23 protein-coding genes and 1 pseudogene are annotated in these 25,891 nt (G+C 64.4%); 9 read left to right on the top strand and 15 right to left on the bottom strand.

The window, feature by feature from the left end:
* Window positions 1–60: 60 nt before the first annotated feature.
* The 3 genes from XH90_RS20920 to aspS all read right to left on the bottom strand — a co-directional run bounded on the left by XH90_RS20920 (window position 61) and on the right by aspS (window position 5,223).
* Entirely contained in the window at window positions 61–513 is a 453-nt protein-coding gene (locus XH90_RS20920; protein WP_194476234.1) for a DoxX family protein, read from the bottom strand.
* Between the two features lie 188 nt (window positions 514–701).
* Entirely contained in the window at window positions 702–3,011 is a 2,310-nt protein-coding gene (locus XH90_RS20925; RefSeq protein ID WP_194476235.1) for an NADP-dependent malic enzyme, read from the bottom strand.
* Window positions 3,012–3,450: 439 nt separating this feature from the next.
* Window positions 3,451–5,223: an aspartate--tRNA ligase gene (gene aspS / locus XH90_RS20930; protein WP_194476236.1), complete on the bottom strand. Its 1,773-nt coding sequence runs from the start codon at window positions 5,221–5,223 to the stop codon at window positions 3,451–3,453.
* Between the two features lie 199 nt (window positions 5,224–5,422).
* On the opposite strand from aspS, the gene XH90_RS20935 reads away from it, so the two are divergent.
* Window positions 5,423–6,895 (top strand): YdiU family protein, encoded by a 1,473-nt coding sequence (locus tag XH90_RS20935; RefSeq protein WP_194476237.1) that lies wholly within the window; start codon window positions 5,423–5,425, stop codon window positions 6,893–6,895.
* A 29-nt stretch (window positions 6,896–6,924) separates the two neighbouring features.
* On the opposite strand, the pseudogene XH90_RS20940 reads toward XH90_RS20935, so the two are convergent.
* The 6 genes and pseudogenes from XH90_RS20940 to XH90_RS20965 all read right to left on the bottom strand — a co-directional run bounded on the left by XH90_RS20940 (window position 6,925) and on the right by XH90_RS20965 (window position 12,492).
* Window positions 6,925–7,817 (bottom strand): annotated as a pseudogene (locus tag XH90_RS20940) (SMP-30/gluconolactonase/LRE family protein).
* Entirely contained in the window at window positions 7,814–8,644 is an 831-nt protein-coding gene (locus XH90_RS20945) for a citryl-CoA lyase (RefSeq protein WP_194476238.1), read from the bottom strand. Before XH90_RS20945 ends, XH90_RS20940 begins: the two are co-directional and overlap by 4 nt.
* Window positions 8,634–9,878 carry a CaiB/BaiF CoA-transferase family protein gene (locus XH90_RS20950; RefSeq protein WP_194476239.1) on the bottom strand — a complete coding sequence of 415 codons (1,245 nt, stop codon included), beginning with the start codon at window positions 9,876–9,878 and terminating at the stop codon, window positions 8,634–8,636. The genes XH90_RS20945 and XH90_RS20950 overlap by 11 nt, the downstream gene beginning before the upstream one ends.
* Before the next feature lie 12 nt (window positions 9,879–9,890).
* Window positions 9,891–10,913 carry an ABC transporter substrate-binding protein gene (locus XH90_RS20955; RefSeq protein ID WP_194476240.1) on the bottom strand — a complete coding sequence of 341 codons (1,023 nt, stop codon included), beginning with the start codon at window positions 10,911–10,913 and terminating at the stop codon, window positions 9,891–9,893.
* 30 nt (window positions 10,914–10,943) lie between these two features.
* Window positions 10,944–11,717, bottom strand: coding sequence for an ABC transporter permease (locus tag XH90_RS20960; protein ID WP_194476241.1), 774 nt, complete (start codon window positions 11,715–11,717; stop codon window positions 10,944–10,946).
* Window positions 11,701–12,492 carry an ABC transporter ATP-binding protein gene (locus XH90_RS20965; RefSeq protein ID WP_194476242.1) on the bottom strand — a complete coding sequence of 264 codons (792 nt, stop codon included), beginning with the start codon at window positions 12,490–12,492 and terminating at the stop codon, window positions 11,701–11,703. The genes XH90_RS20960 and XH90_RS20965 overlap by 17 nt, the downstream gene beginning before the upstream one ends.
* A 160-nt stretch (window positions 12,493–12,652) precedes the next feature.
* On the opposite strand from XH90_RS20965, the gene XH90_RS20970 reads away from it, so the two are divergent.
* The 6 genes from XH90_RS20970 to rnd all read left to right on the top strand — a co-directional run bounded on the left by XH90_RS20970 (window position 12,653) and on the right by rnd (window position 19,383).
* The gene (locus XH90_RS20970; RefSeq protein WP_194476243.1) at window positions 12,653–13,342 is read left to right on the top strand and encodes an IclR family transcriptional regulator; all 690 of its coding nucleotides are present in this window, start codon (window positions 12,653–12,655) and stop codon (window positions 13,340–13,342) included.
* 464 nt (window positions 13,343–13,806) lie between these two features.
* Window positions 13,807–14,658 carry a phosphodiesterase gene (locus tag XH90_RS20975; RefSeq protein WP_194476244.1) on the top strand — a complete coding sequence of 284 codons (852 nt, stop codon included), beginning with the start codon at window positions 13,807–13,809 and terminating at the stop codon, window positions 14,656–14,658.
* Window position 14,659: 1 nt separating this feature from the next.
* Window positions 14,660–15,610, top strand: coding sequence for a carbohydrate ABC transporter permease (locus tag XH90_RS20980; protein ID WP_194476245.1), 951 nt, complete (start codon window positions 14,660–14,662; stop codon window positions 15,608–15,610).
* On the top strand, window positions 15,607–16,476 hold the full coding sequence (locus XH90_RS20985) for a carbohydrate ABC transporter permease (RefSeq protein ID WP_194476246.1): 870 nt from the start codon (window positions 15,607–15,609) through the stop codon (window positions 16,474–16,476). The genes XH90_RS20980 and XH90_RS20985 overlap by 4 nt, the downstream gene beginning before the upstream one ends.
* Window positions 16,477–16,487: 11 nt before the next feature.
* Window positions 16,488–17,822 (top strand): ABC transporter substrate-binding protein, encoded by a 1,335-nt coding sequence (locus XH90_RS20990; protein ID WP_194476247.1) that lies wholly within the window; start codon window positions 16,488–16,490, stop codon window positions 17,820–17,822.
* 412 nt (window positions 17,823–18,234) lie between these two features.
* Window positions 18,235–19,383 (top strand): ribonuclease D, encoded by a 1,149-nt coding sequence (gene rnd, locus XH90_RS20995; RefSeq protein WP_194476248.1) that lies wholly within the window; start codon window positions 18,235–18,237, stop codon window positions 19,381–19,383.
* Between the two features lie 109 nt (window positions 19,384–19,492).
* Here the strand turns inward: rnd and XH90_RS21000 are convergent, their stop codons facing one another.
* The 5 genes from XH90_RS21000 to XH90_RS21020 form a co-directional block, all read right to left on the bottom strand.
* Window positions 19,493–20,878 (bottom strand): aspartate aminotransferase family protein, encoded by a 1,386-nt coding sequence (locus tag XH90_RS21000; protein ID WP_194476249.1) that lies wholly within the window; start codon window positions 20,876–20,878, stop codon window positions 19,493–19,495.
* Window positions 20,879–21,020: 142 nt separating this feature from the next.
* The gene (locus XH90_RS21005) at window positions 21,021–21,185 is read right to left on the bottom strand and encodes a hypothetical protein (protein WP_194476250.1); all 165 of its coding nucleotides are present in this window, start codon (window positions 21,183–21,185) and stop codon (window positions 21,021–21,023) included.
* A 34-nt stretch (window positions 21,186–21,219) separates the two neighbouring features.
* Window positions 21,220–21,780, bottom strand: coding sequence for an isochorismatase family protein (locus XH90_RS21010; protein WP_194476251.1), 561 nt, complete (start codon window positions 21,778–21,780; stop codon window positions 21,220–21,222).
* 25 nt (window positions 21,781–21,805) lie between these two features.
* Window positions 21,806–22,426 carry a GNAT family N-acetyltransferase gene (locus XH90_RS21015; RefSeq protein ID WP_194476252.1) on the bottom strand — a complete coding sequence of 207 codons (621 nt, stop codon included), beginning with the start codon at window positions 22,424–22,426 and terminating at the stop codon, window positions 21,806–21,808.
* Window positions 22,413–23,030, bottom strand: a complete 618-nt coding sequence (locus XH90_RS21020; protein WP_194476253.1) for a hypothetical protein — start codon at window positions 23,028–23,030, stop codon at window positions 22,413–22,415. Before XH90_RS21020 ends, XH90_RS21015 begins: the two co-directional genes overlap by 14 nt.
* A gap of 71 nt (window positions 23,031–23,101) precedes the next feature.
* On the opposite strand from XH90_RS21020, the gene XH90_RS21025 reads away from it, so the two are divergent.
* Window positions 23,102–24,142 carry a LysR family transcriptional regulator gene (locus tag XH90_RS21025; RefSeq protein ID WP_194476254.1) on the top strand — a complete coding sequence of 347 codons (1,041 nt, stop codon included), beginning with the start codon at window positions 23,102–23,104 and terminating at the stop codon, window positions 24,140–24,142.
* A gap of 18 nt (window positions 24,143–24,160) precedes the next feature.
* Here the strand turns inward: XH90_RS21025 and XH90_RS21030 are convergent, their stop codons facing one another.
* Complete coding sequence (locus tag XH90_RS21030; protein ID WP_194476255.1) at window positions 24,161–25,303, bottom strand: autotransporter outer membrane beta-barrel domain-containing protein; 1,143 nt, start codon at window positions 25,301–25,303, stop codon at window positions 24,161–24,163.
* Between the two features lie 376 nt (window positions 25,304–25,679).
* Between XH90_RS21030 and XH90_RS21035 the strand changes: the two genes are divergently transcribed.
* Window positions 25,680–25,886, top strand: a complete 207-nt coding sequence (locus XH90_RS21035) for a cold-shock protein (RefSeq protein WP_008551638.1) — start codon at window positions 25,680–25,682, stop codon at window positions 25,884–25,886.
* The last annotated feature ends 5 nt before the right edge of the window (window positions 25,887–25,891 follow it).

The raw sequence follows: 25,891 nt of genomic DNA on the forward strand, positions 1-25,891 counted from the left end.
ATAACGTGTGAATGAGGGTTCACGCCACGCGCACTCGCGCGTGCAGAAACGCCTGTCCGGCTAGACGTCGCCGTAGGCGGTTTCGGCCGACCGCGTGGCGCGGCCATACCCCATGATCATGAACAGCGCGCCGATGATCGAGAGATTCTTCAGCGCGTCGACCACCATCGCCGCATTGTCGGGCGCCGCCTGATTCCAGAAATCGGAGAACAGGACGGTCGAGACCGCGACGTAGATGACCATCAGCAGAGCGAAGAAACGCGCACCGAAATTCAGCGCGATCATCAGCCCCGCTATGATCTCGAGCCCGCCGGCCGCGATCGCCAGCAGCTGCGGCGTCGTCATCGCGGTCGCCGTCTCGACCTGCTTGGCATAAGGCGCGATCGCATCGGGCACCACGATCTTGCCAGCGATGAAATCGGCCGTCGCCTGGAGGGGAAAGAACTTGGTCGCGCCCGTGTAGATGAACAGAACGGCGAACAGGATTCGCCCGAAAGTCACGAACGCTGGCATGATCGGCCTCTTGGCAAAACGCTGAGCACGGGACGCACAAGGATTATGAAGAGTCCGTTCGCGGTTTACAAACGGGGAAATGGAAAACCGCAAGTTATTCAAAAGCGGCGGGGCGCCTCTTCCCCTCTCCCCCTACAAGGTCCCTACAAGGGGGGAGAAGGATTTGCACTTCCGACGACGCTTCCGTTCTACGTAAACAACGTCGGCTGCTGCCGGGCCGCGCGCTCCTGCGCTTCGACCACGGCGACCGCCGTCATGTTGAGGATGCCGCGCGCGGTCACCGAGGGGGTGAGGATGTGCGCGGTCCGCGCCGGGCCGATCAGGATCGGGCCGACGGGGAGCGCGTCCGCCAGCGACTTGATCATCTGATAAGCGACATTGGCCGTGTCCAGGCTCGGCATGATCATGATGTTGGCCTCGCCCTCCAGCTTGGAGTGCGGCAGCACCATGCGGCGCGCCGCGGCAGAGAGCGCGGTGTCGCCCTGCATCTCGCCGTCGGCCTCGATCTCCGGATGCTTCTCCTTCAACAGCTGGGTCGCCCGGCGCATCTTGCGCGAGGAGTCGGTGTCGTAGCTGCCGAAATCGGAATGCGAGACGAAGGCGATCTTCGGCTTGATGGTGAAGCGCTGGACGTGGACGGCGGCCAGCGAAGCGATCTCGGCCAGCTCTTCCGCGCTCGGATTGGGCCTCACTTGCGTATCTGCGATGAAGAACGCGCCCTTGCTGGTGATCAGCAGCGCCAGGGCGGCGTAGTCGCTGACGCCAGGCGAGAAGCCGACGATCTCGCGGACGTGGCGCAGATGGCTCATGTAGCGGCCCTCGACGCCGCAGAGCATCGCATCCGCCTCCCCGCGCGTCACCGCGAGCGCTGCGATCACGGTGTTGTTGGTGCGCACCACCGTCCGCGCCGCGTCCGGCGTCACGCCGCGGCGGCCGGCGACCTCGACATAGGACTGCACGTAGGAGCGGTAACGCGGATCGTCCTCGGGATTGACGAGGTCGAAATCCTTGCCCGCCTTGATCGACAGGCCGAAGCGCTTGATGCGCGCCTCCACCACCGAGGGACGCCCGACCAGGATCGGCGTCGCCAGCTTCTCCTCGAGCACCACTTGCGTGGCGCGCAGCACGCGCTCGTCCTCGCCTTCGGCGTAGATCACGCGAACCGGCTGGGTCTTTGCCTTGGCGAACATCGGCTTCATGACGAGGCCGGAGCGGAAGGCGAAGCGCTCGAGCAGCGCGGTGTATTCGTCGAAATTGGTGATGGGGCGCGTCGCGACGCCCGACTCCATCGCAGCCTTTGCCACGGCGGGCGCGATGCGGAGAATCAAACGCGGATCAAAGGGACTGGGGATCAGCGAGCCCGGGCCAAAACCCTGCGTCTCGCCGGTGTCAAAGCCCTGCGCGACCGCATCGGACGGCGCCTCGCGCGCGAGCTGCGCGATGGCCTCGACGGCGGCGTGCTTCATCTCCTCGTTGATGGCGCTGGCGCCGACGTCGAGCGCGCCGCGGAAGATGAAGGGGAAGCAGAGGACGTTGTTGACCTGGTTCGGGTAGTCGGAGCGGCCGGTGCAGATCATCGCGTCGGGACGCACCTTGCGTGCCTCCTCCGGCATGATCTCCGGGGTCGGGTTGGCGAGCGCCATGATGAGCGGCTTCTCGCCCATCGACTTGGCCATCTCGGGCTTGAGCACACCGGGTGCCGACAGGCCGATGAAGATGTCGGCGCCGCCGATGACGTCGCCGAGCGTGCGCTTGTCGGTCTTCTGCGCGTAGACCGCCTTCCAGCGGTCCATCGAGGTGTTGCGCCCTTCGTGCACGAGGCCGTCGATGTCACAGACCCAGATGTTCTTGCGCTGCGCGCCCATCGACACCAGCAGGTTGAGCGTCGCGATGGCCGCGGCCCCTGCCCCCGACGCCACGATCTTGACGTCCGACAGTTTCTTGCCGTTCAGGCGGAGGCCATTGGTGATGGCGGCGGCGACGATGATGGCGGTGCCGTGCTGGTCGTCATGGAAGACCGGGATCTTCATGCGCTCCTTCAGCCGCGCCTCGATCTCGAAGCACTCCGGTCCGCGGATGTCTTCGAGATTGATGCCGCCGAAGGTCGGCTCGAGCGCCGCAACCGTCTCGACCACGCGGTCGATGGTGTCGGCGGCGATCTCGATGTCGAACACGTCGATGCCGGCGAATTTCTTGAACAGGACGGCCTTGCCCTCCATCACCGGCTTGGAGGCCAGCGGGCCGATATTGCCGAGGCCGAGCACCGCGGTGCCGTTGGAGACCACGGCGACCAGATTGGCGCGCGTCGTCAGGGTCGCGGCTTCCGCCGGGTTCTTGGCGATCTCGGTACAGGCGGCGGCAACGCCCGGGGAATAGGCAAGCGCGAGGTCGCGCTGGTTGGCGAGTGGCTTGCTCGCCTGGATCTCGAGCTTTCCGGGGCGCGGCAGACGGTGATAGGCCAGCGCCGCCTGGTGGAGATCATCGGAGTAGGACGACATGCGGTCTCTTGCCTCGCGTTACCGGCCTCAAAATGCATCATCCGGAGCAGCCTTCCAAGCGGTTGGTATTTCCGGGTCGTGGAAACCGGATGAAGCACGGCCGAAGGCCCGGTGGCAACATCCGATTGCGCCCCCATCAACAGGGCGCACTGTCAAACATCTGATAGCGCTAGCTTTCCCTGGGCCTTGCGACGTTCCCCGAAGGTGGCAGCTTGCGCAGCGCACAATGAGCAACGGAGAACGAGGACGAGGACGAGTCACGCTGCCGGGCGACCGAAGCGTCGCTGATGCAGATGATGCAGCTCCTGCAATCCGACCCGCAGAACGCGCTGGCGCAATTCAGGATCGAGGCATCGATGGGATTGCAGGAAGATAGCAAACCCTCGTGTCCCGGACGCGCTGCAACGCGCAAGCGCTGCGCAGCGTCCGGAGCACGAGATCACTTCTGCGGCAGGTTCACCCGCACGTGCAGTTCGCGGAGCTGCTTGGTCGTCGCGTCCGACGGCGCGCCCATCAGCAGGTCCATCGCCTGCTGGTTCATCGGGAACAGCGAGATTTCGCGCAGATTGTTGGTGCCACAGAGCAGCATCACGATGCGGTCGACGCCGGCGGCCATGCCGCCGTGCGGCGGGGCGCCGTACTGGAAAGCGCGATACATGCCGCCGAAGCGGTCGACGACTTCCTGCTCGCCATAGCCCGCGATCTCGAACGCCTTCACCATCGCTTCCGGCACGTGGTTGCGGATGCCGCCCGAGGCGATCTCGTAGCCGTTGCAGGTGATGTCGTACTGGAACGCCTTGATGGTCAGCGGGTCCTGGCCCTTCAACGCGTCGAGACCGCCCTGCGGCATCGAGAACGGGTTGTGGGAGAAGTCGACCTTCTTGTCGTCCTCGTTGTACTCGTACATCGGGAAGTCGACGATCCAGGCGAGTTCGAACCGCTCCTTGTCGGTGAGGTTCAATTCCTCACCGACCTTGTTGCGGGCGAGCCCCGAAAACTTCCAGAACTTGTCGGGATCGCCGGCGACGAAGAAGGCGGCATCGCCTTCCTTGGTACCGATCTGCGCGCGGATCGCGGCCGTCCGCTCGGGCCCGATGTTGTTCGCGAGGGGACCAGCGCCCTCGCCGCCCTCGCGCCACATGATGTAGCCGAGGCCGGGCTGGCCTTCACCTTGCGCCCACGAGTTCATGCGGTCGCAGAACGCGCGGCTGCCGCCGCCGGTCGCGGGGATCGCCCAGACCTGGTTCTTGGGGTCTTCGAGCATGCGCGCGAACACCTTGAAGCCGGAGCCGCGGAAATGCTCGGAGACGTCCTGCATCTCGATCGGGTTGCGCAGGTCGGGCTTGTCGCTGCCGTATTTGCGCAGCGCCTCGGCGAACGGAATCCGGCGCCAGTTCTTGCTCACCGGCTTGCCGTTGGCGAACTCCTCGAACACGCCGGTGATGACGGGCTCCATCGCCGCGAACACGTCTTCCTGAGTCACAAAGCTCATCTCGACGTCGAGCTGGTAGAACTCGCCCGGCAGACGGTCGGCGCGCGGGTCCTCGTCGCGGAAGCAGGGCGCGATCTGGAAATAGCGGTCGAAGCCCGACATCATCAGCAGCTGCTTGTACTGCTGCGGCGCCTGCGGCAGCGCATAGAACTTGCCGGGATGGATGCGCGAGGGCACCAGGAAGTCGCGCGCGCCTTCCGGCGAGGACGCGGTCAGGATCGGCGTGTTGAACTCGAAGAAGCCCTGCCCTTCCATCCGCCGGCGCATCGACTTGATGATCTCGACGCGCGTCATGATGTTCTGGTGCAGCTTCTCGCGACGCAAATCGAGGAAGCGATATTTGAGCCTGATGTCTTCCGGATATTCCTGGTCGCCGAACACTGGCAGCGGCAGGTCGCCGGCCGGGCCCAGCACCTCGATCTCGCTAACGTAGATCTCGATCTTGCCGGTCGGCAGATCGTCGTTGTCGGTGCCTTCGGGGCGGCGGCGAACCTTGCCGTCCATCTTGACCACGAATTCCGAACGCAGCTTTTCGGCCAGCGAGAATGCCGGCGAGTCCGGGTCGACCACGCACTGGGTCAGGCCGTAATGGTCGCGCAGGTCGATGAACAGCACGCCGCCATGGTCGCGAACGCGATGAACCCAGCCCGAGAGGCGGATGGTCTCGCCGATGTTGCTCTCGCGGAGCGCGCCGCATGTATGTGACCGGTAGCGATGCATGGTCGTCCCAAAAATCAATGTCGGAGGATACGAATCGGACGGCCTGAAACGACCGGTCCGACGTTGCGGCAGGGTTTACCCGACGAGGCCGGATGCGGCAACCAAGGGAACGGCCTGTTTTGGGGCTTGAAGCGCCCATTTTTGGCCGATTGGGCCCCAAGCCTTTGCCATCAGGCGTTCCCCGCCTATCTTTACCTCCATGACCGTCCATTTCCCCTTCCAGAACTCCTATTCGGCACTGCCGGACAGCTTCTTTGCCCGCGTCGCGCCGACCCCCGTGGCCGCGCCCCGGCTGATCAAGCTGAACCGGCCGCTGGCGGTCCAGCTCGGGCTCGATCCTGATGTGCTGGAGACCCCCGAGGGCGCCGAGATCCTGGCCGGAAAGACGGTTCCGTCAGGCGCCGATCCCATCGCCATGGCCTATGCCGGCCACCAGTTCGGGCATTTCGTGCCCCAGCTCGGCGACGGCCGCGCCATCCTGCTCGGCGAGGTCATCGACATCGACGGCGTTCGCCGCGACATCCAGCTCAAGGGCTCGGGCCCCACTCCGTTCTCTCGCCGCGGCGACGGCCGCGCCGCGTTGGGTCCGGTCTTGCGCGAATACATCGTCAGCGAAGCGATGTTTGCGCTCGGCATTCCGACCACGCGCTCGCTCGCCGCCGTCATCACCGGCGAGCCCGTGATCCGCGAGACCGTGCTGCCCGGCGCCGTGCTGACGCGCGTCGCGTCGAGCCACATCCGCGTCGGCACCTTCCAGTTCTTCGCGGTGCGCCGCGACACCGATGCGATCCGCCGGCTGGCCGACCATGTCATCACCAGGCACTATCCGGATCTGCTTCAGGCCGAACGGCCCTATCACGCCCTGCTCGGCGCCGTCGTCGCGCGCCAGGCCGAACTGATCGCGCGCTGGCTGCTGGTCGGCTTCATCCATGGCGTGATGAACACCGACAATTCCTCCATCTCCGGCGAGACGATCGATTACGGCCCGTGTGCTTTCATGGACGCCTACAACCCCGCGCAGGTCTTCTCGTCGATCGACGAGATGGGCCGCTACGCCTATGCCAACCAGCCTCGCATCGCGTTGTGGAATCTGACACGCCTCGCCGAATGCCTGCTGCCGCTGTTGTCCGACGACCAGGAAAAGGCCGTCGCGGAAGCCCAGGACATTCTCGGCGCCTTCAGCGAGACGTTCAGCGCCGCCTATCAAGCCGGCCTGCGCAAGAAGGTCGGCCTGTTCACGGAACGCGACGGCGACGAGGCGCTGATCCAGGATCTGCTCGACGCCATGGCCAAGAACCAGGCCGACTTCACCCTCACCTTCCGCAAGCTCGGCGACGCCGCGGCCGATGACGGGGCCGACGTGCGTGCACAGTTCATGGAGCCCGCAGCCTTCGACGAATGGGCCGGCCGATGGCGCGCGCGCATCGCGCTGGAGCCGCAGAGCGCGACCGAGCGGCAAGCCGCGATGCACGCCGCCAATCCGATCTTCATCCCGCGCAACCACCGCGTCGAGGCCGTGATCCAGGCCGCGGTCAACAACGACGACTACGCGCCTTTCGAGGAATTGGTGAAGGTGCTGGCGAAGCCGTTCGAGGACCAGCCGGAGTACGCCGCCTACGCCGATCCGCCGCTGCCGGACCAGCGTGTGTTGCAGACGTTCTGCGGGACGTGACGGTTAGCCACCAGAAGCATCATCACCACTCAAAATCGAGCGCAAGCCGCCAATACCGACCCACTCGACGATTCCGTGATCATCAAGGTCTCGCCGGTCCGATCCAGCGCCACGTTGGTGCAGGTCTGCCCGGTGCATGATTTGATCCGTGCGATGCACTCCCCGTTCGGCGCCAGCACGAAGACATGGCCAAGCGAGGCATGCGCAACGAACAGGCGCCCGGCGCGATCCATTGTAAGCCCATCCGGCCCGCTGGTGCCGAAGAACGAGGCGACGCGCCCGACCTTGGCGACGCCGCCGTCGCGCATCAGCGGCACGCGCCAGACGCTGTTGTCGCGCGTCATCGCGACGAACAGCACCGCCTCATCCGGGCTCAACACAAGCCCGTTCGGGCTTGGCCCGTTCGCGATCAGGCAGTCGAGACGGCCGTCCGCGCGCAAGCGAAACACCCGGCCGCTCGGATCATGCAGCCCGGTCTGGCCCTGATCGGTGAAATAGACATCGCCGTTCGAGGCGATGTGCAGGTCGTTGCAGCCTTTGAAGGACTCCGAGTTGCGATGCGCCAGGATTGGCCTGATCGTGCCGCGTCCGGGATCGAGCTCCATGATGCCTTCATGTAATCTGCCACGAGAATGCGGCCGTCCGGCGCGATCTTCAGGCCGTTCGGCCATCCCCGGTATTCCGTGATCAGAGACCATGTCCCCTCGGGCGCAATCCGGAAGATGCGGCCGAACGGAATGTCGACGACGTACAGATTGCCATTCGCATCGAAGGCCGGCCCTTCGATGAAACTGTCGACGGGATGGCCGCCGCGGTTGGCATCGGCCCAGTCCGAGCGAACGCCGGTGCGACGAAATTCCGCCGGCATCGCCGAAAAGACGCGGCTCTCAAGCCGCCGCGGCGGCGTGTCGAGATACATCATGGCCGTTCGCCGAGCGCGCGGTGCGGCTGCCCCTCATATTTGTAGGCGAACTGCTTCGGCATCGGCCCCTTGTTGCGGTCCTTGCGTCCGGTCTGCTCCCAGGCGTGCGCGAGAATGCCGACCGCGCGCGACAGGCAGAACACGCCTCGCGCCAGCGGCGGCGCAAAGCCGAGTTCGCCATAGATGACGGCGGTGGCACCGTCGATGTTCATCGGGATCAGCTTGCCCTTGCGCGCCTGCATGACGCGCTCGATCGCGCGAGCTGCTGCGGCGTAACGGCCACCGACGTTGCCCTCGGTCGCGGCAGCATCCACCAGCGCGAGCAGCGGTGCGGCACGCGGGTCGACCGGATGAAAGCGATGGCCGAAGCCCGGCAGATATTTGCTGCGGGTCGCGGTGAAATGGTCAATGGCCGCGCCAGCCGCTGCATCGATGTCCTCAGTTTCGCTTCGCCGCAACACGTCGTCATAGAGCTCGACCGCCTGCTCGCCGGCGCCGCCATGGACGTCGTCGAGCGTGTTGATGGCGGAGGCCATCGCGCCATTGAGCGGCAGGCCGCAGCTCACCGCCATCTGGGCGATCGCAATCGACGGCGCATGCGGGCCATGATCGACGGAGGCGACCAGCGCGGCCTGAAGCAATCGTTCCTGCGCCGCCGTTGGCAACTCCCCGCGCAGCATCAGCCAGATCATCGCCGGAAAGGAGATCCGGCCGATCAGGGCCTGGATCGGATAGCCCCGATAGGCAATGCGCCCAGGCGCGATATCGCAGATCGACGTCCGCCACCAATGCGCGGCCGCTTCCCGCAATGCGGTTTCATCGCTCATGGTGCCCCCCAGCGGCTTGCTCTACCTTCTTTCCTGCGACCGCTCCGCTCGCCACGAGCTGGGCGATGGCCGCCGCGGAGTAGCCGAGTTGCGCGAGCCAGCCTTCGGTGTCGGCGCCGAGCTCGGGCGGCAACGTCGGCACCGGAAACTCCTCGCCGAGCCGGAAGCCCGGCCGCGTGATCCGCAGCGGTTTTCCCTCGTCCGGATCTGCCGGCAATGCTTCGACAAATCGACGCTCGAGCAACTGCGGCTGGGTGAGGATTTGCGGCACCGTCAGCACGCAGCCTGCAGGCACGCCGGCCGCGTTGAGCTCGCGCTCCCAATCCTCCGCCGCCTTCGCGCCCAGCGCATCGTTCAGCGCTATGTTCAGGGCCGCGCGGTTGGCCTTGCGCGTCTCGCGTCTGGCGAAGCGTGGATCGGTCGCGAGCTCGGGCCGGCCGACCAGATCGCACAAAGTCTGAAACTGCTTCTGCTCGTTGGCTGCGATGTTGAGCGGCCCCGTCGCGGTCCTGAACGTGCCGGAGGGCGCGGCGGTGAAGTTCTCGTTGCCCATCGGCTCCGGTTCGACGCCGGCGTTGAGGTGGTTGGAAACCACCCAGCCCATCGCAGCGACGGTGGCTTCCAGCAGCGACACGTCGATGAAGCGGCCGCGGCCGGTTTGCCGCTGATCGACCAGCGCAGAACTGATGGCAAAGGCCGCGGTCAGCCCGGCGATGGTATCGGAGATCGGAAATCCCGTGCGCAGCGGCGCGGATTGCGCATCGCCCGTCACGCTCATCGCACCCGACAGGCCCTGCACGATCTGGTCATAGGCCGGCCTCTTCGCCCATGGCCCGGTCTGGCCGAAGCCCGAGATCGCGCAATAGACCAGCCGCGGATTGTGCCGGCTCAGCACGTCATAACCGAGGCCGAGCCGCTCCATCACCTTGGGTCGAAAATTCTCCAGAACGACGTCTGCCTTGGCGACGAAGCGCAGGAACACCTCCCTCCCCGCCTCCGACTTCAGATCGAGCGCAACCGATTGCTTGCCGGCGTTGACGGCGACGAAGGACAGGCCCTGGAGCCGCTCCGCCCGCTTCGGGTCGGCGCCGAGGCGTCGCGCCAGGTCACCGCCATCAGGTTTCTCGATCTTGATCACCTCGGCGCCGAGGCGCGCGAGATGGTAGCCGCAGAACGGACCCGCCAGCACGTTGGACAGGTCGAGGACGCGGATGCCGGTGAGCGGCAAGGACATTCCGGTTGCCCCTTACTTCAGTAACTCGGCAGCGCGCTCGGCGAAGCGGTTGGTGAAGGTCTTGGTGAGGTCGATCTTGGCGGCCGCGATCTTGGGATCGTAGTCGCTCAGGACTGCGAGCGGGACCTTGGCGGCTTCGGCGTCCATCTGGCCGGTCTGCGAGAACAGCGCCTTCGAGGCCTTCATGATCTCGATGTTCACGTCGCGATTGTCGGTCTTGTAGCCGGCAGGGATCGCATCGACGAGCTGCTCGGTCGGGACCGAGTTGATCCAGCGGTGCGTCTTCAGGAAGGCGTTGACGAGACGCTGCACCGTCTCCGGATTCTTGTCGATGAACGACTGCTGGAGATAGAGGCAGGCTGTCGGATAGATGCCGCCGAAGGCCTGCTTCGAGCCCTCGATCGTGCGCGCGTCGAACAGCGGCGCCGCGGAGCCCTTGCGTGCCAAGAGCGTCGCGACCGGATCGAAATAGACGAGCGCGTCGATGTTCTTGGCTTCGAGCGCGACCATGCCCGGCGCGCCGCTGCCGACCGCGATGATGTTGACGTCGCGCGGCCCGAGCCCGGCCTTCTTGATGTAGTAGCGCGCCATGGTGTCGGTCGACGAGCCGGGCGCCGTAATGCCGAGCTTGAGCCCCTTCAGGTCGGCTCCGGTCTTGACCTTGTCGGCGAGATCGTTGCGCACGCCAAGCAGCACGCCTGGAATGTCGTTGAGCAGGAACACGCAGGAGATCTCCTTGCCTTGCGCCTGCATCTGGATCGTGTGGTCGTAGAAGCCGACGGTGCCGTCGACCGAACCGCCGATCAGCGCCTGGAGTGCCTTCGAGCCGCCGGCCTGGAAATTCTCGACGGTGACGTCGAGCCCCTCCTCCTTGAACATGCCGAGCTTCACGCCGAGCTCGAGCGGCATGTAGTTGAGGATCTGGGAGCCGACGGCGATCTTGAGCTTCGCCGTTTCGGGTTCGCCGGCCTGCGCGGACAGGACGGAAAGACAGATCGCCGATGTGGCCAGGATCAGCCGGGTGAAAACGCGCATGCGAACCTCCATGATTATCTCGTTGTTCAATCAGACTTCGTGGGCCGGCGCGGGACGCCACACCAGGAGCCGTTTCTCGGCGCGATCGACCAGCGCATCGAGGGCGACGACGAAGGCGGACAGCACGATGATGCCGGCGAACACACCGGCGGCATCGAGCACGCCCTCGGCCTGGGCAATCAGGTGACCGAGCCCGGCCGACGAGCCGAGATACTCGGCGACCACCGCGCCCATCACGGCCATGCCGACGGAGACCCGCAAGCTCGACAAGATCCAGGTCGTGGCCGACGGCAGGTAGACGTGGCGCAGCAAGGACCATTTGGACGCGCGCAGCAGGCGGGCATTGGCGAGCACCACCGGGTTAACCTCGCGCACGCCCTGGAAGGTGTTGAAGAAGGCGACGAACAGCACCAGCGTGACGCCCAGCGCCACCTTCGAGGTCAGGCCGAGGCCGAACCAGATCACGAAGATCGGTCCGAGCAGAATGCGCGGGATGGCGTTGAACATCTTGATGAAGGGCTGCACGACCTCGGCCGCAAACGGGCTCAGGCCGAGCCATATTCCAAGCGTGGTGCCGATCGCGATCCCCGCCGCGAAGGACAGGATCGTCTCCAGCAGCGTGACGCCTACATCGGTCCAGAAATCCGCGGTCGACATCCATTCGCCGATCCGCGCCACCAGCGTCGATGGCGCCGGAAAGAAGAACGGGTCGATCAGTCCTGCCCGCACGCCGGCTTCCCAGACCAGGAGCAGACTCAGCACGATCGCGACCTGAACGAGAACGACCTTACCCTTGCGGGGCATAGCTCTTCTCCACTTCGGCGCCGAGCAGCGACCAGATCTGACGATAGAGTGCGACGAATTCATCCGTAGTCTGGAGCGCGGATACGTCGCGCGGGCGTGGCAGCGTGATCGGGACGTCCCCGACCATGCGACTGCCCGGTCCCGCCGACATCACCACGACACGGTCGGCGAGCGTGATCGCCTCGTCGAGATCGTGGGTGATGAAGATCAGGGAGCGCCGCTCCGCCTGCCAGAGATCGAGCAGGATGCGGTGCATCAGCCGGCGGGTGTGCACGTCGAGCGCCGAAAACGGCTCGTCCATCAGGACGATCCTCGGCTCCATGATCAGGGTCTGGGCCATCGCCACGCGCTTGCGCTGGCCGCCCGACAACTGATGCGGATACCGCTCCTCAAAACCCTTCAGGCCGACCTTGGCGAGCCAGGGGCGCGCCTGCGCCCGCGCCTCTTCGACCGATTTGCCCTGAAATACGAGGCCGAGCCCGACATTGTCCTGCGCGGTCTTCCACGGCAGCAGGCCCTCCTGCTGGAGCATGTAACCGGACTGGTCGTTCAGGCCCGTGAGCGGCTTGCCGAAGATGCAGACATCCCCGGCGGCTGGCTTCAGCAATCCTGTGACGGTGTTGAGAATGGTCGACTTGCCACAGCCGGTCGGCCCGACCACAGCGACGAACTCGGCCTCGCCGACCTGGAGGTTCATGCTTTTGACGGCGGTGAAGTCGCCGAAGCGGATCATGACGTCGCGCAAATCGACGGCCGAGGCCGGCTGCCCTTCCATTGTTTCGCTCCGTAGAACCAGTTCTATTAATCGAAACCCGTAGCCCGACGCGCCACTTGAGTCAAATTAATTTCACCAAACAGAACCTGTGTGTCGGCCTTTTTATCGACTTCTGAGTGTCTCCGTGATATTTGTTCTGTCTGACAGAACAGGAGCAGAGATGGTCAAGACAGGGGTTGATGCGGTGGCGCGGGCGCTGGCGATCCTCAAGGCCTTTGGGCCGGAGCGCAGCGCCATGACGCTGACCGAGATCGCCGAGGCGACCGATCTCTACAAGAGCACGGTGCTTCGCCTCGCCGCGACGCTGGAGAGCGACGGCTTTCTTGTCCGCGGCGCGGACCGGCTGTTCCACCCCGGGCCAGAACTCTGGCGCCTCGGTGCGCTCTATCAGCGCGGCCTTGATCTCGGTGACCTCGTGAGACCGACGCTGCATCGCCTGGTCGAAGCGACCGGCGAGACGGCTTCGTTCTACATTGCCGACGGTGACGAGCGCATCTGCCTCTACCGGGTCAACTCCCCGCGCTCCGTCCGGCATCATCTCGACGAGGGCCAGCGACTGCCGATCGATCGCGGCGCCGCCGGTCGCGTGCTCACTGCCTATCGCGATCCCGCGTCGGCCGAAGCCAGGAAAATCCGCGAGCGCGGGTTCTACGTATCGCTCGGCGAACGTGATCCCGAGGTCGCCGCTGCCGCAGTCCCCGTGATCGATGTCCAGGGCAAGCTGCGCGGCGCCTTGTCAGTGTCCGCGATCCGGACCCGCTTCGACGCAGAGGCGCGCAAGGCCGCCGTCGACGTCCTGACTAACGAGGCCAAAGCCCTGAGCGGTCTGCTGCCCGCCGGCGAGCGCTGACGCATCGCGCGTGCCGCCGGAACGGTCAATCTGCGCCGCCGCGCCTCGAAGGCGCAGCCGCTGCCGGAGCAGCAAGCGTTGCAGACGTTCCGCGGGGCGTGAGGCGAGCCGGGCTTCGCACGCTGGTCCTGCGTCGAACCCTACCCTCGGCTGATCATCTGCGGATTTTCCGATATTGGCAACATGCCCCTGTTTTGCCCGACGTGTCAACTTGTGTCGAACGACGCGTAGGGCATTGCCCCGGCAATCCTCGGCTACTGTGCATGGGGTTGTTTTCGATACTTTTTTGCGCGATCGACGAATACCGCACCGCGAGACGAGCGGATTGACCCGCGCTGCCGTTCTGCCCAACAATTCGAGGCATCGGCAATCGCTGTCATCAAACTGAAACACTCGCACTCTAACCGGCTGGCGGGCCGTCTTGCCGGAGGCGACCGTCCTCCCAGAGACCTGACAAGAGCGCCATGCCCTTCAAATTCATCCACATCACCGACACGCATCTGGCGAACCCCGGGCTGAAGCTCTATGGCCTCGATCCGCGCGCCCGGCTGGACGCGGCCGTTGCCGACATCAACAAGCACCAGTCGGATGCGGCGTTTGCGGTCGTGACCGGCGACCTCACCCATTGGGGCGAGCCTGAATCCTACGCCAACTTCGCCGAGGCGATGGCCGCGCTGAAAATGCCGTACATCGCCATGGTCGGCAATCACGACAAGCGCGTGGCCTGCCTCGACGGCCTCAAGGCCGCGCCGCGCGATCCCAACGGCTTCGTGCAGGGCACCCGCACCACCGAGCACGGCCTGTTCGTCTTCCTCGACACGCTGGACGAGACCAGCCATGCTGGCGAGATGTGCGCCAGGCGCTTCGACTGGCTGGCGAAGACGCTGGCCGCCGCGCCGGCCGACCAGCCGTTCGTCGTCTTCATGCATCATCCGCCCTTCCCGGTCGGCGTGCACGCCATGGACGAGATCGCGCTGAAGCAGAGCGCCGAATTCGCCGAGGTGATCGCGCCCTATCGCGCGCGCATCCGCCATCTCTTCTTCGGCCATGTGCACCGGCCGATCTTCGGCAGCTACGGCAAGATCCCGTTCTCGACGCTGCGCGGCACCAACCACCAGGTCTGGTTCGAGCTCGACGCCAACCCCGCCGACCATCTGGCGAGCCACGAGCCGCCCGCCTATGGCGTGGTGCTGATCGACGACGAAAACCTCGTCGTGCACAGCCACGACTTCCTCGACACCAGCCTGCGCTTCCCGTTCGAGCCTCCCGCCGGCGTGGACGGCCGCGACTATGCGCTCAATTTCCCGGCGCGATGACATGAGCCTCGCAGAACCCGCGGCTCTTCCGGTCGCGGCATCCGCGCCGCCGCGCCTGCGCGTCGCAAAGCGGTTCACCAGCCGCCTCAAAGCCTCGCTGCCGGCCTATCTGCTGTTGCTGCCCTCGTTGATCTTCCTTGCGCTGTTCACCTATGGCGCGATGGGACGGGTGCTGATCGATGCGCTCTATCAGCGCGCCACGCCGAAGGCGCCGCTTCGCTTCGTCGGCCTCGAGAACATCGGCGCCGTGTTGGGCGATCCCGCCTTCACCGGCGCCGTCGTCAACAACCTCATCTACGCCGTCGGCACCGCGATCCCCAGCATCGGCCTTGCGCTCCTGTTCGCGCTGGCACTCGCGCGCACCAATGTGGTCACCAGCGCGCTGCGCGCCGCGTTGTTCCTGCCGGTGCTGATCCCGATGGTGGCTGCGTCCGCGCTATTCCTGTTCATCTTCCTGCCCAATGTCGGCCTGCTCGACCACTATATCGGAGGCCTGCTGCCGGTGCTGCCGAACTGGCTCGGCGATCCCGACATCGCGCTCTACGCGATCATGATCATCACCATCTGGAAGAACGCCGGCTATTACATGCTGTTCTTCCTGGCCGGCCTCCAGGCCGTGCCGGAGGACGTGATGGAGGCGGCGCATCTCGACGGCGCCGGTCCCTTCATGCGACTGCGCTACATCATCCTGCCGGAGCTCAAGCCGACCTTCCTGTTCGTCATCGTGATCGCCACGCTGAACGCGGTCACGCAGGTCGACCACGTCTTCGTCCTCACTCAAGGCGGTCCGTCGAACTCCACGAATCTCGTGCTGTTCTACATCTACCAGCAGGCGGTCGAGCATTTCGACGTCGGCAAGGCCTCGGCCGCGACGCTGCTGACGCTCGCAGCGCTGATGGCTCTCACCGCGCTCTCGTTCCGGACCATGGCGAACCGGGAGGGCGGGCCATGAAGCTGATCGACGCGCTCTACAAGGACGCCCCGCTCGCCACCCGCAACGAGATCACGCCGAAGCTCGGCTTCCTGCTGACGATCCTGCTCGCACTCGCCTGGCTGATCCCGTTCCTGTGGATGGGCGTCGCGACCCTGCGACCGTCCTCCGACGGCATCAATTTGATGGCCGAGCTGATGCCGAGCCTGAAGCCGACGCTCGACAATATCAGGGATGCCTGGGAGATCGGCGATTTCCCGCGCTACTTCCTCAACACCACGATCATCTGCACGGGCATCCTGCTGGTGCAGTTCGTCACGATCACCCTTGCGGGTTTTGCCTTTGCGCGGCTCGACTTCGCCGGCAAGACACCGATCTTCTATCTGTTCCTGATGCAGCTGATGCTGGTGCCGGTGCTGCTGATCGTGCCGAACCTGAGCCTGGTGGTCCAGCTCGGCCTCTACGACACGCTCGCCGGCGTGATGATGCCGTTCTTCGCCTCGGCCTTCGGCACCTTCCTGATGCGCCAGGCCTTCGAGGCGATTCCGACCGAGCTGGAAGACGCCGCGCTGATCGATGGCGCGAGCCTGATCCAGCGCATCCGCCACATCTACGTGCCGCTGTCGCTGCCGAGCTTCTCGGCCTTCGCCATCATCTCGGTCACCAGCCACTGGAACGACTTCCTTTGGCCGCTGATGGTGATCAATTCGCCGGACAAGCGGCCGCTCACCGTCGGGCTCTCGGTCTTCACCAAGACCGCGGAAGGCACGCAGGACTGGGGCACCATCGCCGCCGGCACGCTGATGGTGATCGCACCGCTGCTCGTCACGTTCCTCATTTTCCAGAAGCGCTTCATCAGCTCTTTCGTCACCTCAGGCATCAAATAGGAGATTTATCGATGCTGTTCTCCCGCAGGCTCATGCTTGGCCTCGCCATGGCAGGCTCCATGGCAGGCGCCCTCGCCTTACCGGCTCACGCCGGTGAAGGTCCGACCGAGATCGACCTGTTCTTCCCCGTGCCCGTCGACGGCAAGCTCGCCCGCGACATGGGCACGCTGATCAAGGAGTTCAACGACGGTCACCCCGACATCAAGGCGACCGCGGTCTACACCGGCTCCTATGACGACACGCTGATCAAGACGCGCGCCTCGATCAAGGCCGGCAAGCCGCCGGCGGCCGTGATCATGTCGGCCAACTTCCTGCTCGACATGCAGATCGAGAACGAACTGACCAATCTCGATCCGTTGATCAAGGCGGACGGCAGCACCAAGGAGCAGTTTCTTGGCCAGTTCTTTCCGGCGCTGAGCGGCAATGCGGTGATCAATCGCTCGGTCTATGGCGTCCCGTTCCAGAATTCGACGCCGTTGCTCTACATCAACGCCGACAAGGCCAAGGAAGCCGGCCTCGATCCGAACAAGCCGCCGCAGACCTGGGCCGAGCTCACCGACTGGGCCAAGAAGCTCACCAAGCGCGAGGGCGACAAGGTGACCCAATGGGGCATCGCGATCCCCTGCGCCTATGACTATTGCGGCTGGATGATGGAAACGCTCACCATGACCAATGGCGGGCGCTACTACAACGAGGAGTTCGGCGGCGAGGTCTACTACGATACGCCCTCGATGCTCGGCGCGCTGACCTGGTGGAGCGACCTCGTGAGCAAGCACAAGGTCCACCCACCCGGCGCCACGCCCGGTCCCGCGGTCAGCACCTCCTTCATTTCCGGCAACGCGGCGATGATGATGCTGTCGACGGGCTCGCTGACCTATGTGCGTGAGAACGCCAAGTTCAACTACAAGGTCGCGTTCATCCCGCGCAACGTCCGCAACGCCGTGCCGATCGGTGGCGCCTCGCTGATCATTCCGGCGGGCGTCGAGGCCGACAAGCAGAAGGCCGCCTGGACGCTGATCAAGTGGATGACCTCGCCGGAAAAGAGCGCCTGGTGGAGCCGCGCCACGGGTTACTTCGCGCCCAACATGGCCGCCTACAAGACGCCCGACATGGTCGACTTCCTCAACAAGAACCCGGACGCGAAGATCGCCGTCGAGCAGCTCGACGTCGCCAAGCCCTGGTTCGCGACCTACAAGACCGTACCGGTCCGCAAGAACCTCGAGGACGAGGTGATGCTGGTGCTGAACGGCAAGAAGCAGCCGAAGGAAGCCCTCGTCGCCGCCCAGAAGGCCGCCGACGAGACGCTCAAGCCGTACAACGCCGAGACCTCGCTGAAGCTGCCGTAAGACCAACGACGACGGCCAACGAACATCGGCGCTCCGTCATGCGGGGCGCCGAATTTGTTTTGGATGGTTACCCCCGTTAACCCGCCGTCCACCATCCCGTCCGGCCCTCCGCCGGTAACCATTGGAATTAACAGACCCTCAACGCACCCACGACAAATCTACCGATGTTTCTGGAGATTTCCGCCGTGGATTTGCTGGTTTTTGAGTTCCTGGGGTTGGCCCTGGTTGGCATGTGCCTGGTCGTGGTGGCACTGCCCTGCGCCCGGAAATCCTCAGGTCGGGTCCGCTACGAATAGGAATTTCGGCCGCAAGGAGTGATTCCGGGGCGATGCAAGCCTCGAATTCGCTTAGAGCCCCTTGACATCACAGCGCTTTCGGCAGAACGGCTGATACCAAGTGTCATGGGCCGTTCATGGATTTGATTACCACCACCGCTGACCTCGCGGCTGCCTGCAGCCGGCTGGCCAAGCACCCCGTCATTACCGTCGATACCGAGTTCCTGCGCGAGACCACCTATTACCCGCTGTTGTGCGTGGTGCAGATGGCCAGCCCCGAGGAAGCGATCGTCATAGATACCCTGGCCGAGGGTATCGACCTCAAGCCGTTCTTCGAGCTGATGGCCAACGAGGCCGTGCTGAAGGTGTTTCACGCCGCGCGCCAGGACATCGAGATCATCTGGCACCAGGCCAACATCATCCCTCACCCGGTGTTCGACACCCAGGTTGCGGCCATGGTGCTCGGATACGGCGACAGCATCGCCTATGACGCCCTGGTCGAGAAGGTCACCGGCCACCGCCCGGACAAGACCCACCGCTTCACCGACTGGTCGCGCCGGCCGCTGACCAAGGAGCAGATGCACTACGCGGTGTCCGACGTCACGCATCTGCGCGACGTGTTCGCAGCGCTGGATGCCGATTTGAAGAAGCGCCGCCGCAGCGAATGGGTCTCGATCGAGATGGAGATACTGACCTCGCCCAAGACCTACGACTTCCACCCCGAGCGCGCCTGGGAGCGGCTGAAGACGCGGGTTCGCAAGCCGAAGGACCTCGCCGTGCTGATGGAGGTCGCCGCCTGGCGCGAGCAGGAAGCGCAGAGCCGCGACGTGCCGCGGGGTCGCGTGCTGCGCGACGAGGCCGTCACCGACATCGCCACCCACGCGCCGAACACGCTCGAAAAGCTCGCCCATCTGCGCTCGGTCCCGAAGGGCTTTGAGAAATCCAAATGGGGCGCGGACATCGTTGCCGCCGTCGAGCGCGGGCTCAAGCGCGATTTCTCGACGCTGCCGAAGCTGGAGAAACCGCGCAACAACTCCAATGGCGCAGCCACGGTCGAGCTGTTGAAGGTGCTGCTGCGCATGACTGCCGAGCGTCACGCGGTGGCCAGCAAGGTCATCGCGACCGTCGATGATCTCGAGGAGATCGCAGCTGACGACGACGCGGACGTCCCGGCCCTGCGCGGCTGGCGCCGCGAGCTGTTCGGGGACGCCGCACTGAAGCTCAAGCGCGGCGAGCTGGCGCTCGCGATCGAGAAGGGTCGCGTGATCGGAGTTCAGCGGGTTTAGCTCGCTGCATCCGCCTCGTCGTTGCGAGCGTACCGAAGCAACCCGGACTGCCTCCGCGGAAAGATTCTGGATTGCTTCGTTCGCAATGACCGAGTTCTGCGCACCGGCTTCACCTACGCCGCGTGAGCTTGGCCACTTCCGGCTTCATGTCATTCAACACGCCAGTGATCGCCGCCAGCAGGTCGTCGATCTGTGCCTTGGTGGTGATCAGCGGCGGGCAGATGGCGATGGCGTCGAGCATGTTGCGCGAGATGACGCCGCGCTCCTGGAGCATGCGGCTCGCCATGCCGCCGACGGCGCCGGGCGTTGCGGCCGCGGTCTTGCGGCCCTTGTCGAGCACGAGCTCGAGCGCTGCGATCATGCCGACGCCGCGAACCTCGCCGACCAGCGAATGGCTGGTGAGTTCACGTAAGCGGCTCTGCATGTAGCCGCCGAGTTCGGCGGCATGCGCGACGAGGCCGCGCTCCTCGATGATCTTGAGGTTTTCCAGCGCAATCGCCGAGCCGACCGGATGGCCGCCGGCAGTGAAACCGTGGCCGAGCACGCCGATCTTGTTGCTCTCGTCCGCAATCGGCTCGAACATGCGGTCGTTCATGATGATGGCCGACAGCGGGAAATAGCTCGAGGTAATCTGCTTGGAGACCACCATCGCGTCGGGCTTGATGCCATAGGTTTCGCAACCGAACATTTTGCCAGTGCGTCCGAAGCCGCAGATCACCTCGTCGGCGACCAGCAGGATGTCGTACTTCTTCAACACCGCCTGGATCTTGTCCCAATAGGTGGCCGGGGGCACCACGACGCCGCCCGCCCCCATCACCGGCTCGCCGAAGAAGGCCGCGATCGTATCAGGCCCTTCCTTCTGGATCAGCGCGTCGAGCTCCTCGGCCCGGCGCGTCGCGAAGGCTTCCTCGGTCTCGCCGGGCGCGCCGTCCTTGTAGAAATGCGGCGAGCCCGTGTGCAGGATGTTCGGCAACGGCAGGTCGAACGAACGATGGTTGTTGGGCAGGCCGGTAAGGCTTGCGGATGCAATGGTGACGCCGTGATAGGCGCGCATGCGGCTGATGATCTTCTTGCGCTGGGGCTGGCCGAGCGAATTCGAACGATACGCGATCAGCTTGAGGACAGTGTCGTTGGCTTCCGAACCGGAATTGGTGAAGAACACCTTGCTCATGGGCACCGGCGCGAGCGCGACCAGCTTCTCTGCGAGGTCGATCGACGGCCCGTGCGATTTGGCGGAGAACGTATGGTAGAACGGCAGCGCCTGCATCTGCTTGTGCGCGGCCTCGACCAGCCGCTTCTCGTTGAAGCCGAGCCCGACGCTCCACAGGCCTGCCATCGCTTCGAAATAGCGCTTGCCCGACGCATCGAACACGTAGGGCCCCTCGCCGCGCTCGATCACAAGGGGACCCGCCTGCTGATGCGCGCGCGCATTGGTGTAGGCGTGGAGCTGGTAAGCCACATCCCGGGCTTCTTGCGAATTGGGCAGCATGGACATTTGCAGGGATCCCTTGAGTCATGACGTCGCCGGCACGGCCGACGTCACCACTTGGCTATTGCGACGGGACAAAACTTGCAACGCCAATTCGTCGGCAGCAAGCGCTCAGCAGCGTTGCACAAAGCCGCACCAGGGACAGTGTTCAGGTCGCGCCGTCGTCATTTCCGTCGTCGGCTGCGGCCTCCCTTACCTCGACCAGCGCCATCGACAGCAAATAGACGGTCGTGGGCAGGCCAACCCGGCGCGCCGTCTCGACGGCCCGCGACAGCTCGCTCGCCAGTTCCTTGAGCTCGTCCTCCCGCAACAATGTCCCACCCCATCCATCCGCCGATCGGGTCTGCCTAGACCGCGACGGCGCCGCTGGTTCTGATCAGCTCGGCGCTGGACTGGAGTGTAGCAAAGTTGGCGATGACATCCACCACCGACTGTCGGTAGACGGCCGCCTCGCTTGTGCCCGGCTGCCGACAGGCCACGGCATCGGTGACCACCTGATAGCGGTGGCTGCGATGAAATCCCTCGATGACGGTGGCCAGAATGGTCTCGTCGAGGGAAAAGCCCGTCAGCACGCAGCGCAGATTGCGGACGCTGGATACGTAGTCGGCGAAACGGGAGGAGCTGTAAGCCGACGGCAACGCGTGCTCGAACGTCATCTCGCCCGGCCTGGGTTTCGCCTCCGCAATCCAATCAGTCAGCCTGGATGACGGATTGAACCACGTCGCCTCCGCGATGCGTTTCAAATGCATCACCGGCCAGAGATTGCTCCGCCACAACGCCAGCAACTCCAGGCAGCGAATGATCGTGACGTCGCCGTCGAGGATGACGTGGCGACGCCCCGGGATCAGATATTCCACCTGAAGGTCGGCGCAGACCAGAACCAGCGGATCGTCGTGGGACACCGGCATTGTCTTGCGCAGAGCTGCACCCGTTTCAGCGGTCGGCGAGCGCGAGGTCCCGCAGCGGCGAAGTGACCGCGCGCCCCGCAGAGGCGTCGAGCACCCCCGGACGATCCCAGTCGCCCTCCGGGCGAATGATCACATAGGGATCGCTGTCCAGCGTGATGGCGTCCGGCCCCGGCTCGATCTCCAGCAACATTTCCGTATAGGAAAAGTCCGAGAAGGTGATCTTGCGGTTGTGGCCGAGCGGCTTGGCGCCGAAATGAGCCCAGAAGTCGACCAGCCGATCCTGCGCCTGGCCATAGATCTTGCGGAACCCCTTGCGCTTCACATAGTCCACGCTCGCCTGCACCAGCTTGAACGAGACGCGCGAGCGTCGATATTGGTGCCGCACCGCAAGCCGCTCCACCTTGGCGAAATCGCCGAAGAACCGCACGCGCAGGCAACCCGCCGGCTCGTTGCCGACATAGCCGATGAAATGCGCGGCAACCATGTCGTTGCCGTCGAACTCCTCGTCGAACGGACAATCCTGCTCGGCGAGATAGACCGCGGAGCGAATGGCCGTGACCAGCATGAGATCGCTTGGATCGCGCGCAAGACGGATGGTGATTGCGCGGGAGTCAGGCTTGGCGAGGGGAATCCTAGTGCCGTGCATCTGCATAACTCCTTGCTTGGATGATCGCGCCCGGCATCCGCATCGGCTGCCGATGCCAGGGGCGCTCGTAACACCAGAGGTCGGGCTGGAAGCTCGAGATCGGCGCAAATCCCGTTGCCCTCATGATCTCGCGGCCGGCTGCGGTCGACGGCTGCGCATAGCAATCGGCGCCGCGAAATCTCGTCTGCCGCAGATGAGCCGCGGCCTTGCCAAGACCAGCGATGCCGCGGCCCGTCGTCGCGATTGCCCAGATGTAGATGGCGGCCACGTCGTCATTCGCGGAAGCGAGATAGCGTGTCTCGGGCGCGGTCAGACAGATATCGTCCAGCATCAGCGCATCATGTCCGCAGTCATTCAGGAACAGGAAAGCCATGCCGCCGAGCAGATTGCCTTTCCGGGTAAACGTCAGGATGCTCTGCGGATCGAAGGCCAGATATCTCGCGAGCTCAACCGCCCCGATCTGCACACCCGGCACCAGTCGGTGCGCCATCTCGGAAAGTGCGGCGATTTCGGAAAATTGCGCGCAACGGACATCCACGTCCGGGTTCAGCGGCAAGGCATCGAAATCATGCCTCGCGGCAAACGAGCCCCTTTCCATACTCATGTCGTCCCTCTATCGTCCAGGGGTTTTGAACGCCGCCACGAGCAGGAGCTTAGCGGCTGGAGATCAGGAGTATGCAGCAAGTATTGCACCGGGGTGCTGCAATGATGCAGCACCATGAAGAAGCGCTAAATGCGTCCTGGGACGATTTGAAACTCTTTTTAGCTTGCGCAAAATCTAAAAGTTTCCGCAACGCGGCCGAGGAGCTCGGGCTCACCTCCACCACATTGATGCGCAGGATCGACCGGCTCGAAGAGAGCATCGGTTGCAAGCTTTTCCTGCGTGACCAGAGCGGGCTCACGCTCAGCGACGAGGGCACCGCGATGATTGCCGACGTCGCGCACATGGAACGTCACGCCTTCAACGTCTTCCGCCGCGCCTCGCGCTCGTCGAACGACACATCGGGCACCGTACGCGTCGCGGTGACGGAAGGTCCCGGCAATTTCTGGATCCTGCCGCGGCTGATCGATTTCCAGAAGACCTACCGCAAGATCACCGTCGACCTGCGTTGCGCCATGGAACAAGCGGATGTGGCGCGCCTGGAGTCGGACATCGCGATTCAACTCGAGCCGCCGACCAATCCCGATCTCATCGTCGCCAAGCTGGGGCGTTTGCACATCTATCCGTTCGTCTCGAAAGACTATGCGGATCTTTATGGCGTACCGGCGACGCTCGCCGAATTGCCGAGTCACCGCATCGTCAAGCAGAGCGCACCGCAGGTCGACGACGGCGCTTACGCCCGCGTGCTCGGGTTGAAGTCGCTGGAGGGCATCGTCGGGATCAAGACCAATTCTTCGGTGGGCGTGCTCTACGCGGTCGAGCGCGGCGCGGGCATCGGCTTCCTGCCAACGGTGTCAATCGCCCTCGGTGCGCAGCTCGTCGCCGTCGACCTGGGCGTCAGCCACCACGCCGACCTCTGGCTGACCTATCACAAGGAGTTCCGCGCCTCCGAGCGGCACAAGATCGTGGTCGACTGGCTGAAGAAGATCTTCGACCCCAAGACCTATCCCTGCTTCCGCGACGAATTCATCCATCCGAACGCGCTGGTGCCTATGATGACGGCGGCGCGAGAAGGCTTTGGATTGACCGGCTATGTCGCGGCGACGCCGACGTAGAGTCGAACGCGCGGCGTCTCACCACCGATACTCGAAGCCGACGGTGCCTTGGTGCGACGTCAGTTCGTTGCGGAACTTGCCGTCGTAGTTGACGTAGAGGCGCGCGGTGTTGGTGAGGCTGAGCGAGGCCGACGCCCCGGCGTCCATGCCGTAGCGACTCTCACCGATGCCCGGGACGATGATGTTCTGGGTCCCGAGGCTGACCTGCACCGAGCCCAAATCCTGATAAAAATTATCGACGAACTTGCCATAGGCCGAGAGGTCCAGAATCTTCCGGTCGAAAATGAAATACCGCCCGATTTCGGCGCCGATCATGACGCGCGCGCGCGCGATCGCGCTCGAGCCGACGGTAAGCGGGTCGAGGCCGCCCGCCTCCTGGAATGCCGCGCCCGTGGCGCGCACATATTCGAACGCCCCCTTGGGCACGATGCGCATCTGGTCTTTGGTCCAGTAATAGCTGATCTCGGTCAGCGCGCCGTCGACCGCCGCGCGATAGCCCGCCGTCGCGAAGCCAAAGCCGGTGTCCCTGATGGAATGGACCTTGCCGAAGCCGTGGACGACCGCGAAGGCCCAGGTCCAAGGCCCCTTGTCGACGGAACCGTTGAAACCGATCTGGGTCAGATCGAGGGTCGCAGACTGGAGCGCAAGCGGCACGTCGATGTCGGTATGGCTCTGGTCGACGGAGAAACCGAGATTGACACCCGGCACGATGCGCGCCCCGAAGCCTGCGACGCCGCCGAACGTCTTGCGCTTGTCGCCGACGAAATCGCCCTGCGGATCGGTCCGCATCGAAATGCCGTAACCCTCGTACCAGGTGCGGTAGCGCGGATCCTCGGTACTCTCGGACGCGCCGCCCCCACCCGGATTGGTGCGCGACGCCCGGTTGATTCCGCCGGAGGCCTGGTTGCCGAGCCGCTCGAGGAAGTTCGAGCCGAGATCCAGCGCACTGTTGCCGGCCGACTGGTCGTAATTGGTCGACGTCGGACTCGGAGACGGTATGGGCGTCGGAGACGCTGCCGGCGTCGGGGTCTGCGCGAAACCTGATGTCGCCGGTATCATCACCACAACCGCAAGGGCCAAGGCGAGTGCCGTCACGATCCGGCGGACACGGTCCAGCCCGATCGTCTGCCGTATCCCCTGGAGCTGCGGAGTGCAGCACATGACGACTAATCCCGAAGCAAATAAGCTGCCCGCAAGAATGCAATACGAACGGCGGCAGGTGCGGCGATTTGTGCCGAACTGCCACGAGGGGTCAACCGTTGGGCAGGACGTCGCCGGGGCAATTGCGCCTGATTGTGGTTCCGCTGCCACAGGTCGCAAATTGCAGCGGTACATTTTCGATACGGTCTTGAAATTCGCGCGCGGCTTGCTAGCGCGCAAATTTCGTGTTGGAATACCATACACAATCGGAATTGGCCGCTCGACTGTGCGTTTCGCGACAGCCTCAAGACTCGAACAGACTTCCGGAAGCCCGTTTGTGACGTGGCACGCGAAACAGCGGCCGCGTCTTTTTAGTATCTAGCGGAGGAGACTAACGATGCCACAAAAGGGCACCGTCAAATGGTTCAACCCCACCAAGGGTTACGGGTTCATCAAGCCAAACGGCGGCGACAAGGACGTGTTCGTCCACATCTCCGCAGTCGAGCGTGCCGGACTCTCCACCCTGAATGAGAACCAGGTGGTTGAATACGACCTCGTGGAGAACCGCGGCAAATCGTCCGCGGAGAACCTCAAGGTCTCCTGATTTCT

Origin of the sequence: Bradyrhizobium sp. CCBAU 53338 (genome assembly GCF_015291665.1) — a bacterium.
Taxonomy (GTDB): Bacteria; Pseudomonadota; Alphaproteobacteria; order Rhizobiales; family Xanthobacteraceae; genus Bradyrhizobium.

What these genes read in the sequence shown, in the direction of transcription:
- XH90_RS20920 (WP_194476234.1), bottom strand. Translation starts at nt 513, where the DNA reads ATGCCAGCGTTCGTGACTTTCGGGCGAATCCTGTTCGCCGTTCTGTTC.
- XH90_RS20925 (WP_194476235.1), bottom strand. Translation starts at nt 3,011, where the DNA reads ATGTCGTCCTACTCCGATGATCTCCACCAGGCGGCGCTGGCCTATCAC.
- aspS (WP_194476236.1), bottom strand. Translation starts at nt 5,223, where the DNA reads ATGCATCGCTACCGGTCACATACATGCGGCGCGCTCCGCGAGAGCAAC.
- XH90_RS20935 (WP_194476237.1), top strand. Translation starts at nt 5,423, where the DNA reads ATGACCGTCCATTTCCCCTTCCAGAACTCCTATTCGGCACTGCCGGAC.
- XH90_RS20945 (WP_194476238.1), bottom strand. Translation starts at nt 8,644, where the DNA reads ATGAGCGATGAAACCGCATTGCGGGAAGCGGCCGCGCATTGGTGGCGG.
- XH90_RS20950 (WP_194476239.1), bottom strand. Translation starts at nt 9,878, where the DNA reads ATGTCCTTGCCGCTCACCGGCATCCGCGTCCTCGACCTGTCCAACGTG.
- XH90_RS20955 (WP_194476240.1), bottom strand. Translation starts at nt 10,913, where the DNA reads ATGCGCGTTTTCACCCGGCTGATCCTGGCCACATCGGCGATCTGTCTT.
- XH90_RS20960 (WP_194476241.1), bottom strand. Translation starts at nt 11,717, where the DNA reads ATGCCCCGCAAGGGTAAGGTCGTTCTCGTTCAGGTCGCGATCGTGCTG.
- XH90_RS20965 (WP_194476242.1), bottom strand. Translation starts at nt 12,492, where the DNA reads ATGGAAGGGCAGCCGGCCTCGGCCGTCGATTTGCGCGACGTCATGATC.
- XH90_RS20970 (WP_194476243.1), top strand. Translation starts at nt 12,653, where the DNA reads ATGGTCAAGACAGGGGTTGATGCGGTGGCGCGGGCGCTGGCGATCCTC.
- XH90_RS20975 (WP_194476244.1), top strand. Translation starts at nt 13,807, where the DNA reads ATGCCCTTCAAATTCATCCACATCACCGACACGCATCTGGCGAACCCC.
- XH90_RS20980 (WP_194476245.1), top strand. Translation starts at nt 14,660, where the DNA reads ATGAGCCTCGCAGAACCCGCGGCTCTTCCGGTCGCGGCATCCGCGCCG.
- XH90_RS20985 (WP_194476246.1), top strand. Translation starts at nt 15,607, where the DNA reads ATGAAGCTGATCGACGCGCTCTACAAGGACGCCCCGCTCGCCACCCGC.
- XH90_RS20990 (WP_194476247.1), top strand. Translation starts at nt 16,488, where the DNA reads ATGCTGTTCTCCCGCAGGCTCATGCTTGGCCTCGCCATGGCAGGCTCC.
- rnd (WP_194476248.1), top strand. Translation starts at nt 18,235, where the DNA reads ATGGATTTGATTACCACCACCGCTGACCTCGCGGCTGCCTGCAGCCGG.
- XH90_RS21000 (WP_194476249.1), bottom strand. Translation starts at nt 20,878, where the DNA reads ATGTCCATGCTGCCCAATTCGCAAGAAGCCCGGGATGTGGCTTACCAG.
- XH90_RS21010 (WP_194476251.1), bottom strand. Translation starts at nt 21,780, where the DNA reads ATGCCGGTGTCCCACGACGATCCGCTGGTTCTGGTCTGCGCCGACCTT.
- XH90_RS21015 (WP_194476252.1), bottom strand. Translation starts at nt 22,426, where the DNA reads ATGCACGGCACTAGGATTCCCCTCGCCAAGCCTGACTCCCGCGCAATC.
- XH90_RS21020 (WP_194476253.1), bottom strand. Translation starts at nt 23,030, where the DNA reads ATGAGTATGGAAAGGGGCTCGTTTGCCGCGAGGCATGATTTCGATGCC.
- XH90_RS21025 (WP_194476254.1), top strand. Translation starts at nt 23,102, where the DNA reads ATGCAGCAAGTATTGCACCGGGGTGCTGCAATGATGCAGCACCATGAA.
- XH90_RS21030 (WP_194476255.1), bottom strand. Translation starts at nt 25,303, where the DNA reads ATGTGCTGCACTCCGCAGCTCCAGGGGATACGGCAGACGATCGGGCTG.
- XH90_RS21035 (WP_008551638.1), top strand. Translation starts at nt 25,680, where the DNA reads ATGCCACAAAAGGGCACCGTCAAATGGTTCAACCCCACCAAGGGTTAC.